Annotated in this window: 10 protein-coding genes; 9 read left to right on the top strand and 1 reads right to left on the bottom strand. The window is 65.0% G+C overall.

Going from position 1 to position 14,091, the window contains the following annotated elements; translation table 11 throughout:
* Positions 1–26: 26 nt before the first annotated feature.
* Positions 27–1,292, bottom strand: coding sequence for an ATP-binding protein (locus DU490_RS09165; RefSeq protein ID WP_114574004.1), 1,266 nt, complete (start codon positions 1,290–1,292; stop codon positions 27–29).
* Between the two features lie 289 nt (positions 1,293–1,581).
* On the opposite strand from DU490_RS09165, the gene DU490_RS09160 reads away from it, so the two are divergent.
* The 9 genes from DU490_RS09160 (at position 1,582) to DU490_RS09120 (ending at position 14,089) form a co-directional block, all read left to right on the top strand.
* The gene (locus DU490_RS09160) at positions 1,582–2,745 is read left to right on the top strand and encodes a GlxA family transcriptional regulator (RefSeq protein ID WP_114574003.1); all 1,164 of its coding nucleotides are present in this window, start codon (positions 1,582–1,584) and stop codon (positions 2,743–2,745) included.
* 127 nt (positions 2,746–2,872) lie between these two features.
* On the top strand, positions 2,873–3,850 hold the full coding sequence (locus DU490_RS09155; RefSeq protein WP_114574002.1) for a dipeptidase: 978 nt from the start codon (positions 2,873–2,875) through the stop codon (positions 3,848–3,850).
* Between the two features lie 181 nt (positions 3,851–4,031).
* Entirely contained in the window at positions 4,032–4,574 is a 543-nt protein-coding gene (locus tag DU490_RS09150) for a 4-vinyl reductase (protein ID WP_114574001.1), read from the top strand.
* A 13-nt stretch (positions 4,575–4,587) separates the two neighbouring features.
* A complete protein-coding gene (gene dgcA, locus DU490_RS09145; RefSeq protein WP_114574000.1) occupies positions 4,588–6,660 on the top strand; it encodes a dimethylglycine demethylation protein DgcA in 2,073 nt (690 codons plus the stop codon).
* A 65-nt stretch (positions 6,661–6,725) separates the two neighbouring features.
* Entirely contained in the window at positions 6,726–8,768 is a 2,043-nt protein-coding gene (locus DU490_RS09140) for a (Fe-S)-binding protein (RefSeq protein ID WP_114573999.1), read from the top strand.
* On the top strand, positions 8,768–10,039 hold the full coding sequence (locus DU490_RS09135) for an electron transfer flavoprotein subunit alpha/FixB family protein (protein ID WP_114573998.1): 1,272 nt from the start codon (positions 8,768–8,770) through the stop codon (positions 10,037–10,039). The genes DU490_RS09140 and DU490_RS09135 overlap by 1 nt, the downstream gene beginning before the upstream one ends.
* Positions 10,029–10,853 carry an electron transfer flavoprotein subunit beta gene (locus DU490_RS09130; RefSeq protein ID WP_114573997.1) on the top strand — a complete coding sequence of 275 codons (825 nt, stop codon included), beginning with the start codon at positions 10,029–10,031 and terminating at the stop codon, positions 10,851–10,853. The genes DU490_RS09135 and DU490_RS09130 overlap by 11 nt, the downstream gene beginning before the upstream one ends.
* Before the next feature lie 139 nt (positions 10,854–10,992).
* Entirely contained in the window at positions 10,993–12,189 is a 1,197-nt protein-coding gene (gene fdhA / locus DU490_RS09125) for a formaldehyde dehydrogenase, glutathione-independent (protein WP_114573996.1), read from the top strand.
* A 181-nt stretch (positions 12,190–12,370) separates the two neighbouring features.
* Positions 12,371–14,089: an NADH-ubiquinone oxidoreductase-F iron-sulfur binding region domain-containing protein gene (locus DU490_RS09120; RefSeq protein WP_114573995.1), complete on the top strand. Its 1,719-nt coding sequence runs from the start codon at positions 12,371–12,373 to the stop codon at positions 14,087–14,089.
* Positions 14,090–14,091 lie beyond the last annotated feature (2 nt).

The following is a 14,091-nucleotide window of genomic DNA, read 5'->3' as shown; positions in this document are numbered from 1 at the left end:
GTCATTCTGAAGGGACGCCGCCCGGCTCAGGGATCACTGGGCGGCAGGGTCACTTCGGTCAGCGTTCCCCCGTCGGGGTGATTATACAGGCTAACGCCCCCGCCGAAGCGGTTGATGGTGGCATGGGTGAGAAAGAGCCCGATTCCCAAGCCCTTGCTCTTGGTCGACACGAAGGTCTCGCCGAGTTGATCGGCTATCTCCAGGGCGACGCCGGGGCCATGGTCGCGGATGTCGATCACCACCTCTTCCGCCGTCCAGTCTAACCGGATGCTGATGTCGTCGGGATTGGCATCCGCCGCATTGTTGAGCAGGTTGGTGATAGCCTGGTCGAGAGTAGCATCCACCATGAGCCACGGCGTGCCCCGTTGGCTGCCGGTATCCAGGCGATGACTGACGTCGGGGCGTAATACCAGCCAGCGCTGTACCACGTTTGCCAGCCACTCCCGTGCATCGCGCACCTCCGGTTTCGCCATACGGCCACGATCCGCACTCTGCACCAGGTGGCGTAACCGCGATTTGCAGACTTCAACCTGCTGACGCAGCAACTCGACGTCCTTTTCCAGTGCGTCATCACCACGCACATCCTCGCGCATCTCGCTCAACAGTACCGCCATGGTCGACAGGGGTGTCCCCAGCTCATGAGCGGTCCCCGCGGCCTGGGTTGCTACCGCGACGACCTGCTCATTGCGCAGGGCCGCCTCTCGAGTCCGTGATAGCGCCTGTTCTCGGCTGCGCAGGGCGTGGGCCATCTTGTAGATGAAGAAGGTGACGAGACCGGCCGACAGGGCGAAATTGAGCCACATGCCCAGTACATGGAGGTCGATGGCCTCGTCATCGTAATGGAGGGTCAGTTGTGGTACGGGGTGATAGTCGAACATCAGCATCGTGTAGGAGACCATGGCCGACGAGGCGATGATCCAGGCATAGCGCCAAGGCAGCGTGGCGGCAGCGATGGTCACCGGGATGAGGTAGTAATTGATGAAGGGGTTGGTGGAGCCGCCGGTGAGGTAGAACAGCAGAGTCAGGCCCAGCACATCGGCCAGCAGGTGGAGCACGTACTCGGTATGGCTGACGGCCCATTGACGGCTCAGTCGCCACCAGGTGAACAGGTTGATCAGCCCCATGGCGACGATCACCCCGATGACGGCGACCACCTGCAGCTCGAAGTGAAGCAGCTCCACGCCGATGATCACTGCGGCCAGGAAGCCGGTCCAGGTGATGCCACGAACGATGGTCAGACGGATCAGATTGCGGCTGGGCGTAGAAAGCGGCAGGGGCGGTGCGGAGGGCATGAGAGCTCCGTTGCAGTACGTTGCTCCTATCATAACTCCTATCGTAACCCCTATCGTAACCCCTATCGTAACCCCTATCGTAACCCCTATCCTCACCCCGATTGCGTCACTCAATGGGAATGGTGCGTCGATAGAGAAAAATACGATAAGCGGCCTGTCTCTGGATTGGATAGTGTGTAGGGACATGCCGATATACGACAGGATGTCGCGTTCGGACCAGTATTGTGAAGAGAAAACGGACCTCGGTGTGAAGAGGCCGGTCGCACCACCGCCGCCCGGGAGATAGATCATGACGAATACATCACGTAAGAATCCTGGCGGATTCAGCAGCCCGCAGCCCAAAGGCGAAGGGATCAAGACTCAGACGATCGGTTTTCTGCTGCTGGATAATTTCACCCTGATCTCGCTGGCTTCGGCCATCGAGCCCTTGCGCATGGCCAATCAGCTTGCCGGCCATGAACTCTATCGCTGGTACACCTTGACCGCCGATGGTGATCCGGTCAGCGCCAGCGACGGGCTCAAGGTTAACCCGGATGTATCCCTGCGCACGCCGCTGATGCTCGATATGGTGGTGGTATGTGGTGGTGTCGGGCCGCATCGCAGCGTGCAGCGCGAACACCTAAGCTGGCTGCAGGGACAGGCGAGGCTCTCCCGGCGACTGGGGGCGATCTGCACCGGAAGCTGGGCCTTGGCCAAGGCCGGCCTGCTCGACGGCTATGATGTCAGTACCCATTGGGAATGCATGGCGGCGATGCGAGAGGCCTTTCCACGGGTGGAGCTGACCACACGGTTGTTCTGTATCGACCGAGACCGTGCCACCTCATCCGGAGGCACCGCTCCGCTGGACATGATGCTCAACTTGATCGCTAAGGATCACGGGCGTGAATTGGCCGCCGGCATTTCCGAGATGTTCATCTGCGAACGTGTGCGCAATGAGCAGGACCAGCAGCGTATTCCCCTGCGCCACGTGCTGGGTACCACGCAGCCCAAGCTGCTCGAGATCGTGGCGCTGATGGAGGCCAACCTGGAAGAGCCCATCGGCCTCGACGAACTGGCCTGCTATGTCGGCCTCTCCCGGCGGCAGCTCGAACGGCTGTTCCAGAAGAACCTCGATTGCTCTCCGTCCCGTTACTACCTCAAGCTGCGCCTGACCCGTGCGCGACAGCTACTCAAGCAGACGTCGATGTCGATCATCGAAGTGGCTTCGGCCTGTGGCTTCGTCTCGACCCCTCATTTTTCGAAGTGCTACCGCGAGTTCTTCGGTTTTCCTCCCAGGGATGAGCGCATCGGCAACCTCCAGCCAATGGCGCGACTGAAGGGCAAGCAGGTGGACACTCTTTTCAAGGGTGCTGCCTTCGAACCGGTTTCCGGTGAACCGGTTTCCAGTGCCATGGTCGCTCTTGACCAGGCTCGTGGGGAGCCGACCTACGCCAGTGTGGTGGTCGACAAATAGCAGGGGAGGTGTCGCTTTCACGACAGGCGTGACGCAATTGGAATTCTCCCCGTCGTTTCCAGCCTTCGTGTAGGGAGCCTGCCGGCGCTATGCTGCCGGCAGGTAACGACAACACGGAGATTTGGTCATGCCCCCCAGCGAACTGCACCAGGACGCCATCGTCATTGATGGTCTCATCATCGCCAAGTGGAACCGTGAGCTGTTCGAGGACATGCGCCGCGGTGGCCTGACGGCGGCCAACTGCACCGTCTCGGTGTGGGAGGGCTTCCAGGCCACCGTCGACAACATCGTCAAATCTAACCGGCTGATGGCCGAGTGCAGCGATCTGGTGCGCCCGGTACGCACCACCGCCGACATCACCCGGGCCAAGGAGGAGGGCAAGACCGGCATCCTGTTCGGCTTCCAGAACGCCCACGCCTTCGAGGACCAGATCGGCTACGTGGAGATATTCAAGCAGCTCGGCGTGGGCATCGTGCAGATGTGCTACAACACCCAGAACCTGGTGGGCACCGGGTGCTACGAGCGTGATGGCGGGCTCTCCGGCTTCGGGCGCGAAATCGTCGCCGAGATGAATCGCGTGGGCATCATGTGCGACCTCTCACACGTCGGCTCGAAGACCTCGGAGGAGGTGATCCTCGAGTCGCAGAAGCCGGTCTGCTACTCCCACTGCCTGCCCTCGGGCCTCAAGGAGCACCCTCGCAACAAGTCCGACGAGGAGCTGCGCTTCATCGCCGACCATGGCGGCTTCGTCGGCGTGACCATGTTTACCCCCTTCCTGCGTGCCGGCGTCGACGCCACCATCGACGACTACGTCGAGGCCATCGAGTACGTCATGAATATCGTCGGCGAGGATGCCATCGGCATTGGCACCGACTTCACCCAGGGCCACGGCCAGGACTTCTTCGAGTGGCTGACCCACGACAAGGGCTACGCCCGTCGTCTTACCCGCTTCGGCAAGATCGTCAACCCCGAAGGCATTCGGACCATCGGTGAATTCCCCAATCTCACCGAAGCGCTGCTGCGCCGCGGCTTCAGCGAGTCGCAGACGCGCAAGATCATGGGCGAAAACTGGGTGCGTGTACTGAAGGATGTGTGGGGCGGCTGAGATAGCCCTGTAGCGAGGAGCGCCGGCCCGAAGACGCGGCTTAACCGGCGATAGGTCTATGAGGGGGCGCTGTAAACCCTTCCCTGGACGCTACTTTTGCCATCCATGGCAAAAGACCCCCTCTACGACCTATCCCCGGCGCCGCTCACCTTGCAAAACAACGATTTCGAGGAATAAGACCGTGACCAAGATGGCCCCCGAACTGCCCATCGAAGTGGATAGCGAGACCGGCGTCTGGACCAGCGATGCCCTGCCCATGCTCTACGTGCCGCGCCACTTCTTCATCAACAACCACGTGGCGGTGGAGAAGGCGCTGGGCGCCGAGACGTACGCCGAGATTCTCTACCATGCCGGCTACAAGAGTGCCTGGCACTGGTGCGAGCAGGAGGCCGAATTGCACGGTCTCCAGGGAGAAGCGGTTTTCGAACACTATATGACGCGCCTCTCCCAGCGCGGTTGGGGCAGGTTCATTACCGAGGCGATCGACCTGGAGTCCGGCACCGCCAGAGTGCGTCTGGAGCACAGCGCCTTCGTCTATCAGCTGGGTAAGGTCGACCGCAAGGTGGAGTACATGTTCACCGGCTGGTTCGCCGGTGCCATGGACCAGATCCTGGCCGCCCGGGACAGCACGCTTCGCACCGTTGCCGAACAGACCCAGAGCGGGGCTGAACAAGGCTTCGACGTGGGCTATTTCGTGGTCAAGCCCCTGGCGACGCAGGGTTAAAGGGAGTATCACCATGGCATTCGACGCATTGTTCGAGCCGATCCAGATCGGCAAGCTGACCATCCGTAACCGGGTGGTCAGCACCGCCCACGCCGAGGTCCACGCCACCGATGGCGGCATGACCACCGAGCGCTACGTTCGGTACTACGAGGAAAAGGCCAAGGGGGGCTGTGGTCTCGCCATCTGTGGCGGCTCCTCGGTGGTCTCCATCGATAGCCCCCAGGGCTGGTGGAGCTCGGTGAACCTCTCTACCGACCGCATCATCCCTCACTTCCAGAATCTCGCCGATGCCGTGCACCAGCACGGCGGCAAGATCATGATTCAGATCACCCACATGGGGCGCCGTTCGCGCTGGGACGGCTTCGACTGGCCGACCCTGCTGTCGCCCTCGGGCATCCGCGAGCCGGTGCACCGCTCGACCTGCAAGACCATCGAGGAGGAGGATATCTGGCGTATCGTCGCCGACTTCGCCCAGGCGGCGCGCCGGGCCAAGGCGGGCGGGCTGGACGGCGTCGAACTCTCCGCCGTACACCAGCACTTGATCGACCAGTTCTGGAGCCCGCGGGTCAACAAGCGTACCGACCAGTGGGGCGGCAGCTTCGAGAACCGCATGCGCTTCGGCATGCAGGTGCTCAAGGCGGTGCGCGCTGAGGTGGGCGACGACTTCGTGGTGGGCATGCGCATCTGCGGCGACGAGTTCCACCCGGATGGCCTCACCCACGACGACATGAAGCAGATCGCCGCCTACTATGACGCCACCGGGCAGGTGGACTTCTTCGGCGTGATCGGCTCCGGCTGCGATACCCATAACTCGCTGGCCAACGTCATTCCCAACATGTCCTACCCGCCGGAGCCCTTCTTGCACCTGGCGGCGGGCATCAAGGAAGTGGTCGGTGTGCCGGTGATCCATGCCCAGAACATCAAGGACCCCAATCAGGCGCAGCGCATCCTCGAAGGGGGCTATGTGGACCTGGTGGGCATGACGCGGGCGCATATCGCCGACCCCCACCTGATCGCCAAGATCAAGCTGGGCCAGGTGGATCAGATCAAGCAGTGCGTGGGTGCCAACTACTGCATCGACCGCCAGTACCAGGGGCTCGACGTGCTCTGCATCCAGAATGCGGCGACCTCGCGGGAATACATGGGCCTGCCGCATATCATCGAGAAGTCCGAGGGGCCTAAGCGCAAGGTGGTGGTGGTAGGCGGTGGTCCTGGCGGCATGGAGGCGGGCAAGGTGGCCGCCGAGCGTGGCCACGACGTCACCCTGTTCGAGGCCGCCCCTCAGCTCGGTGGCCAGATCACCATCGCCGCCCAGGCCCCGCAGCGCGACCAGATCGCCGGTATCACCCGCTGGTACCAGTTGGAGCTTTCGCGGCTCAAGGTCGACCTGCGCCTGGGCACCCGTGCCGACGAGGCCACCATTCAGGACCTTCGCCCGGACATCGTGGTGCTGGCCACCGGCGGCCAGCCATTCATGGACCAGTATCCCGAGTGGGGCTACGCGGACAACCCCGAGGAGAGCCTGGTGGTCAGCAGCTGGGACATCCTCTCGGGCAAGGTGGCCCCGGGCAAAAACGTGCTGGTGTATGACGCGATCTGTGAGTTCTCGGGCGTTTCGGTGGCGGATTTTCTTGCCGACAAGGGCGCCAAGGTGGAGATCGTCACCGACGACATCAAGCCGGGCGCGGCGGTGGGCGGCACCACCTTCCCGACCTACTACCGCAGCCTCTACGAGAAGGAGGTGATCATGACCTCCGACCTGATGCTGCACAAGGTCTACCGTGAGGGCGACGGCCTGGTGGCGGTACTCGAGAACGAGTATACCGGGGCCCTGGAGGAACGGGTGGTCGACCAGGTGGTGGTGGAGAACGGCGTGCGTCCCGACGAGGCGCTGTACTACGCCCTCAAGGACCAGTCCCGCAACAAGGGCCAGGTGGACCTGGAGGCGCTGTATGCCATCCAGCCCCAGCCCTGTCTGAGCGAGGCGGGGGACGGCTTCCTGCTGTTCCGCCTGGGGGACTGCACGGCGCCGCGGAATACCCATGCGGCCATATACGACGCCCTGCGGATCTGCAAGGACTTTTAACTCGAGCGCGAAGCCGGAGCAGCCCCGTCGCTCAAGCTAGTCGTTCCAGACATGAGGTGAGTACCATGCTCGAGACCCTCCTGCCGATTCTGATCTTCGCCGCCCTGGCGCTGGCGGCGATCGGCGCCTGGCGGCGTATCCGCCTGTGGCGTCAGGGGCGACCCGCCGAGGTCGACCTGCTCCGCGGGCTTGCTGCCATGCCGCGCCGCTACCTGGTGGATCTGCACCATGTGGTAGGGCGCGACAAGGTGATGTCCAATACCCACGTGACCACCGCCGGTGGCTTCGTGGCCGCCGCCGTGTTGATGATCCTGGTGCATGGCCTGGGGCTCGCCAACCCCGTGCTGGGCGGGCTGCTGCTGGCGGCCAGCGCGACCATGTTCGTGGGCAGCCTGTTCGTGGCCAAGCGGCGCCGCAATCCACCGGCGCGCCTGTCCAGGGGCGCCTGGATGCGGTTGCCGAAGAGCCTGATGGCTTTCTCGCTGAGCGTGTTCTTGATCACTCTGCCGACGGTCGGCGTGCTTCCGCAAGACGCTGGCAGCTGGGTGCTGGCCCTGATACTGAGCGCGGTGTTGGTCTGGGGCCTGGGCGAAATGGTCTTCGGCATGACCTGGGGCGGGCCCATGAAGCACGCCTTCGCCGGCGCCCTGCACCTGGCCTTCCATCGCCGCCCGGAGCGCTTCTCCAGCATGTCGGGAGGCAAATCGAGAGGAGAGGCGGGCTCCACCGGCCTCAAGGCGCTGCACCTGGGCGATCCCGGCGCCAAGCTGGGGGTCGAGACGCCCAGCGACTTTACCTGGAATCAGCTGCTCGGCTTCGACGCCTGCGTGCAGTGCGGGCGCTGCGAAGCAGTCTGCCCGGCCTTCGCCGCCGGTCAGCCGCTCAACCCCAAGAAGCTGATCCAGGATATGGTCGTCGGCCTGGCCGGAGGTAGCGATGCGGCCTATAGCGGCTCTCCCCACCCTTCACAAGGGCTTGGGGGCAAGTCAGTGGGCGAGCCTTCCCTCGTACGGTATGGCACCCCCCATGGGACCATCGTGGCGCCTGACCCGATGAGCGGCGGAACGGCGCTGGTGGATGCCGAGACCCTGTGGTCCTGCACCACCTGCCGCGCCTGCGTCGAGGAGTGCCCGATGATGATCGAGCATGTCGATGCCATCGTCGACATGCGTCGCTTCCTGACCCTGGAGCACGGCAATACGCCCAACAAGGGTGCCGAGGTGCTCGACAACCTGATCGCCACCGACAACCCCGGCGGCTTCGATCCCGGCTCGCGGCTGCACTGGGCGGCGGATCTCAACCTGCCGCTGATGGCCGACGTCAAGCAGGCAGAGGTGCTGCTGTGGCTGGGCGACGGTGCCTTCGATATGCGCAACCAGCGCACCCTGAGAGCCCTGGTCAAGGTACTGCGGGCCGCCGAGGTGGACTTCGCCGTGCTAGGTAACGAGGAGCGCGACAGCGGCGACGTGGCGCGGCGCCTGGGCGACGAGGCGACCTTCCAGTCCCTGGCCAGGCGCAATATCGCTACCCTCGCGAAATACCGCTTCCAGCGCATCGTCACCTGTGATCCCCACAGTTTCCATGTGCTGGGTAACGAGTACGGCGAGCTGGGCGGCCCCGATTTCAATGCCAACTACGAGGTGCGCCACCACAGCACCTATATCGCCGAGCTGTACGACATGGGGCGCTTGGCGTTCAAGCCCTGGAAGGGCGGGACTGTCACCTACCACGATCCCTGCTACCTGGGACGCTACAACGGTGAGTATGAGGCCCCGCGCCGTGTGCTGGAGGCGCTTGGTATACAGGTATCCGAGATGGCGCGTTCCGGCTTCCGCTCGCGCTGTTGCGGCGGTGGCGGCGGCGCACCGATCACCGATATCCCCGGCAAGCAGCGGATTCCCGACATGCGCATGAACGACGTCGAGGAGAGCGGAGCCGAACTGGTGGCGGTGGGTTGTCCCCAGTGCACCGCCATGCTCGAAGGTGTCGTGGACGGCCCGGCCGAGGTGCGCGATATCGCCGAGCTGGTGGCCGACGCCCTGGTGGCGCGTCCTGCAGGCGGGGCCACTACTGCGACCCACCGGCCCTTGGCCGAGGAGGTGATCTGATGAGCGAGATTCGTCGCCGCGATCCACGTCGCGAGTGGATCGTTCGCAACCGCCTGCATGCGGAGCACGCCCGCGCGCTCGCCGAGCAGGGTGGCGGGGCCGCCAGCGAGTGGCTGGGCCCCAGCGGGCTGATCCGCAAATACCCTCATGCCATTGGCTTTATCGGCCCCAACGGCATCAAGCGCATTGATCGCAGCGGCGCCCAGCAGTGTGGCCAGGCCGTGGGCGGTGCTCGCCAGGCGGCCCAGGACAGGCGCCGCAACGTCACCATCGAGGCCCCGGCCTTCCTGGTGGCGGTGGTGCCGGACATGCCCGGCGGGCGGCTCTCCAACCACGATCGCGACCTGCTGGGCCTGGCCCGGCGCCTCGCCGATGCCGACCCCGAGCGGCCTGGAGCCGTGCTGGCCGTGGTATTCGGCGAGCTGAAAGAGCAGGGGTTCGGCGAGGCGGGCATCGATCGGCTGCTGCACCTCGGTGACGACACCTACGTCGGCTTCGCCCCCGAAGCGCGCCTGGCGGTACTGACCGCCGTGGAGCGGGAGCTGGCGCCGCGTCACTGGCTGCTCCCCGACTCTCCCCTGGGCGGCGCCGATCTTGGTCGACGCCTGGCGCTGCGGCTGGACGAGCGGCCCGCCACCGGGGTCTGGCAGATCGAGGCCGATGCCGAGTCGCCGATGGGTTGGCGCTGTACCGGCCGCGGTGGGGCGGAGAGCCTGGATATCCAGCGCCCCCTGCCACGGGTTGCCCTTGCCCTGGCCGAGTGTGCCGAGCCGGTGGACGAGACCCGTCACGCCGCCGAGGCCCTGAGCCTGGCGGAGGCGATCTTGAGTGCTTTGTCGCGTATCGAGGATCTGGGGCACGTCGCGGTGGACCCCGCCGGGGTGGCCCTGGCCGAGGCGGAGTTCATCCTTTCCGCCGGAAATGGCGTCAAGGACTGGGAGGGCTTCCATCACGCCGCCCGGGTGCTGGGGGCCACCGAAGGGGCCTCCCGGGTCGCCGTGGACGACGGCTTTATGGCCCGCCACCGGCAGGTGGGCGCCACCGGCACCTGGGTCACCGCCCGGGTCTATCTGGCGGTGGGTATCAGCGGTGCCATCCAGCACCTGCAGGGCATCCAGGGCTGCGACAAGGTGGTGGCCATCAACCTCGACCCGGGATGCGACATGATCAAGCGCGCCGATCTGGCGGTGATCGGCGATAGCGCCGAGATCCTCGCCGCCCTGGTGGCCAAGGTGGAACAGCAGCGAGGAGGGCAGCGCGATGCGGCCTGAGCAGCAGGGAGTCGAGGTAACGGTGCTGGTCTCGGTGGGGCGTCACCCCGTCACCGGACGCGCCCGCCGCGCCGATCAAGATGCCCGGGGCCTGGAGCTGGCCCTGGGCCTGGAGCGTCAATTAGCCGGCAGCCGGGTAAGCCTGCTCCACGCTGGCGCCCGTGGCGAGGAGAGTGAGGCGGCGCTGCGCGGCTACTTAGGTATGGCTGCGGGCGCCGGCATGGGTTTGGCGAGCCTGACCCTGTTGGAGCAGGCCGAGGGCAGCGATGCCATCCCGGCCCTGGCCGAGTACCTGGCCGGGGCGCCGCCGCAGTTGGTGGTGACAGGTAGCCGGGCGGAGCGGAACGAGGGCTCGGGGTTGCTACCCTATGCCCTGGCCGAGCGCCTGGGTTGGCCCCTGGTCAATGGCCTGGCCGCGGTGGAGATGATCGAGAACGGCGTGGCGACCCTGCTCCAGGCCCTGCCGCGGGGCCAGCGGCGGCGCCTCAAGGTGCGGTTACCGGCCATCGTCAGCGTGGATGGGGCGGCACCGGCGGCGCGCCAGAGCGCCTTCGGTCCGGCCCGCCGGGCCGAGCTCGAGGCGACCTCGGTGGATGCCGAACCCGACTATGAGCTGGCTGAGTGGCAGCTGGCGCCGGCCCGCAAGCGCCCCAAGCGATTGAAGATCGTCAAGGCCGCCTCAGCCCGGGACCGCTTCAAGGCAGCCGCTGCCAAGGCCGAGGGTCGCGGCGGACAGCTGCTCACTGACGTGACGCCGCAACAGGGCGCCGAGGCGATCGTAAAGCTGCTCAAGGCGGAAGGGGTGCTGCGATAGGTCTTGTCAGCCACTTGTCTCGCACAGGCATGTCGATGCCTCTGTGAGGCAAGTGGCGAGCCCGGGAAGGCATAGGCTGGAGCAGCACGATCGGAAAGGTCGTCTTTTCATCCCCTCATAACAATGACAGGAGCCAGCCATGAGCCAAGCCAACCGTGGGGTCGTCTACATGGGCCCCGGCAAGGTCGAGGTGCAGTCGATTGCCTTCCCCGAACTGGCGCTGGGCAAGCGCAAGTGCGAGCACGGCGTGATCCTCAAGGTCATCACCACCAATATCTGCGGCAGCGACCAGCACATGGTGCGCGGACGCACCACGGCACCCGAGGGGCTGGTGCTGGGCCATGAGATCACCGGCGAAGTGATCGAATGCGGCCGCGACGTGGAGTTCATCAAGGCTGGCGACATCGTCTCGGTGCCCTTCAATATCGCCTGCGGACGCTGCCGCAACTGCAAGGAGGGTCGTACCGGCATATGCTTGAATGTCAATCCCGCACGCCCAGGGGCGGCTTACGGCTATGTCGATATGGGTGGCTGGGTCGGTGGCCAGACTGAATACGTCATGGTGCCCTACGCGGACTTCAACCTGCTCAAGTTTCCCGACCGTGATCTCGCCATGGAGAAGATCGGCGACCTGACGCTGCTGTCGGATATCTTCCCCACCGGCTTTCATGGCTGTGTCACTGCCGGGGTCGAGCCGGGGAGTACGGTCTATATCGCCGGTGCCGGTCCTGTCGGGCTGGCGGCGGCGGTCTCGGCTCAGCTGCTGGGGGCGGCCTGCGTCATCGTCGGCGACATGAATGGCGATCGCCTCGATCAGGCCAAGGGCTTCGGCTGCGAAACCCTGGACCTGCGCCAGGACACGCCAATGGCGGACATGCTCGAGTCGATCCTCGGCGAGCGGGAGGTGGACTGCGCGGTGGATGCGGTAGGCTTCGAGGCGCGCTGTCACGGTCACGACCATGCCCACGAGCAGCCGGCGGCGGTGCTCAACGCTTGCATGGATATCACCCGTGCTGGTGGTCAGATCGGCATCCCCGGCCTCTACGTCACAGAGGATCCGGGTGCCGAGAGCGACGAGGCCAAGCACGGCAATCTGTCGATGCGGCTCGGGCTTGGCTGGGCCAAGTCCCACTCCTTCCATACCGGGCAGTGCCCGGTGATGAAATACCATCGCCAGCTGATGCAGGCGATTCTCTTCGACAGGGTGCAGATTGCCAGGGCGGTCAATGTCCAGGTGATTTCCCTGGATGAGGCGCCTCGAGGCTATGCCGACTTCGATGGGGGCGTCGCCAAGAAATTCGTCATCGACCCCCACGGCAGCGTGGCTGCTGCCTGATACTGGCAATTACGCCAGGTATGGCGCAACGATACACGATGAGCCTCGATTTGGTTCGAGGCTCATCCGATCATGCCCCACCAAGGACAGTGTATTGCCTGGTGCGCCAGACATTGTCCTGGTACAGGGGGAGTGACACCATGAATCCGCCACTACCGACAAGACCGAACAACGAGCTCCCATGACCGTCCAGACCGTGAACCCCAAGCGCCGCTTTCGTGGCAAGCCCCGTGGCCGCGAACTCGACACCGATGAGCTTGCGGCGCTGCGCCAGCTGATTGGCGATGAGCGTGACCGCCCCGAGTTACGTCGCCGCGACCTGTTGATCGAGCACCTCCATGCGATTCAGGATACTCGCGGGCATCTGCCCCTGGCGGCGCTTCGCGCCCTGGCCAGCTACATGAATCTTCCCATGGCCGCGGTCTACGAGACGGCGACCTTTTATGCCCATTTCGACGTGATCCACGATGATCAGCTGGCGCCGCCCGCGATCACGCTGCGGGTCTGTGATTCGCTCTCCTGCCAACTGGCCGGTGCCGCGGCGCTCAAGGCCCGGCTAGAGGAGGGTATCGACCCCGCCGAGGTGCGTGTGCTGTGGGCGCCCTGCATGGGGCGCTGCGAAACCGCGCCGGTGGTGGAGGTAGGGCATCGCCACCTGGGGCATGCCACTTCCGCGAGCGTTGCGGCGGCCCTGGAGTCGGGGGCGCTGCATCCCGAGCCCATCGACTGGCCGAGCCTGGCCGACTACCGGGCTGTTGGCGGCTACACGCTTCTGGCAGACTGCCGTGAAGGACGCGTGACAGTCGAAATCTTGATGCAGGCGATGGAAGTGGCGGGCCTGCGCGGCCTGGGCGGCGCAGGCTTTCCCACCTTCCGCAAATGGCACTTCGTACGTGCCGAACCGGGGCCGCGATACTGCGTCATCAACGCCGACGAGGGCGAGCCCGGCACCTTCAAGGATCGCTATTACCTGGAGCGTGAACCGCACTGCTTCCTGGAAGGCGCCCTGGTGAGCGCCTGGGCCGTGGAGGCCGAGGCGCTCTTTATCTACCTGCGCGATGAGTACCCGGGCCTTCATCGGGTACTACGCGAGGCGATCGATGAGCTGGAGCAGGCTGGGCTGGCCGACCCCGGCTACGTGGTGCTGCGTCGCGGTGCCGGGGCCTACATCTGCGGCGAGGAGTCGGCGTTGATCGAGTCGCTGGAGGGCAAGCCGGGCAAGCCGCGTCATCGTCCACCCTTCGTGGCCCAGAAGGGCCTGTTCGACCGGCCGACCCTGGTCAACAACGTGGAAACGGCCTACTGGATCCCGCTGATTCACCGGCGTGGTGCCGAGTGGTTCGCCAGCCAGGGGCGGCACGGGCGCAAGGGGCTTCGCAGCTTCTCAGTCTCCGGTCGAGTTCGTTATCCCGGCGTGCATCTGGCGCCGGCCGGCATCACCCTGCGCGAACTGGTCGATGAGTACTGCGGTGGCATGGCAGAAGGACACCGTCTGCTGGGGTATCTGCCGGGCGGTGCCTCCGGCGGCATCCTGCCGGCGAGCAAGGCAGACGTGCCACTGGACTTCGACACCCTGCAGGAGCACGGCTGCTTCATCGGTTCCGCCGCTATCATCGTGCTCTGTGACCAGGATGACCTGCGCGGGGTGGCCACCAATCTGCTGGCCTTCTTCGCCGATGAATCCTGCGGCCAGTGCACGCCGTGCCGGGTCGGCAGCGAAAAGATGCTGACCCTGCTGGAGCGCCCGGAGTGGGATGCAGTGGCGCTGGATCGCCTGTCGCAGGTGATGATGGACGCCTCGATCTGCGGGCTGGGCCAGGCGGCGCCGAATCCGGTACTCGGACTGCTCAAGGATTTTCGTACCGAATTGGCCGATCAGAACGTGATTGTCAGGGGATGAAA

Origin of the sequence: Halomonas sp. DQ26W (assembly GCF_003339685.1) — a bacterium.
Taxonomy (GTDB): domain Bacteria; phylum Pseudomonadota; class Gammaproteobacteria; order Pseudomonadales; family Halomonadaceae; genus Halomonas.
This window is presented reverse-complemented; position numbering and strand designations above follow the sequence as displayed.

Bases quoted from the DNA above. Each gene is read 5' to 3' on its own strand.
- DU490_RS09135 (WP_114573998.1), top strand. From the start codon at position 8,768: ATGAGCGAGATTCGTCGCCGCGATCCACGTCGCGAGTGGATCGTTCGC.
- dgcA (WP_114574000.1), top strand. From the start codon at position 4,588: ATGGCATTCGACGCATTGTTCGAGCCGATCCAGATCGGCAAGCTGACC.
- DU490_RS09130 (WP_114573997.1), top strand. From the start codon at position 10,029: ATGCGGCCTGAGCAGCAGGGAGTCGAGGTAACGGTGCTGGTCTCGGTG.
- DU490_RS09165 (WP_114574004.1), bottom strand. From the start codon at position 1,292: ATGCCCTCCGCACCGCCCCTGCCGCTTTCTACGCCCAGCCGCAATCTG.
- DU490_RS09140 (WP_114573999.1), top strand. From the start codon at position 6,726: ATGCTCGAGACCCTCCTGCCGATTCTGATCTTCGCCGCCCTGGCGCTG.
- DU490_RS09160 (WP_114574003.1), top strand. From the start codon at position 1,582: ATGACGAATACATCACGTAAGAATCCTGGCGGATTCAGCAGCCCGCAG.
- DU490_RS09120 (WP_114573995.1), top strand. From the start codon at position 12,371: ATGACCGTCCAGACCGTGAACCCCAAGCGCCGCTTTCGTGGCAAGCCC.
- DU490_RS09155 (WP_114574002.1), top strand. From the start codon at position 2,873: ATGCCCCCCAGCGAACTGCACCAGGACGCCATCGTCATTGATGGTCTC.
- fdhA (WP_114573996.1), top strand. From the start codon at position 10,993: ATGAGCCAAGCCAACCGTGGGGTCGTCTACATGGGCCCCGGCAAGGTC.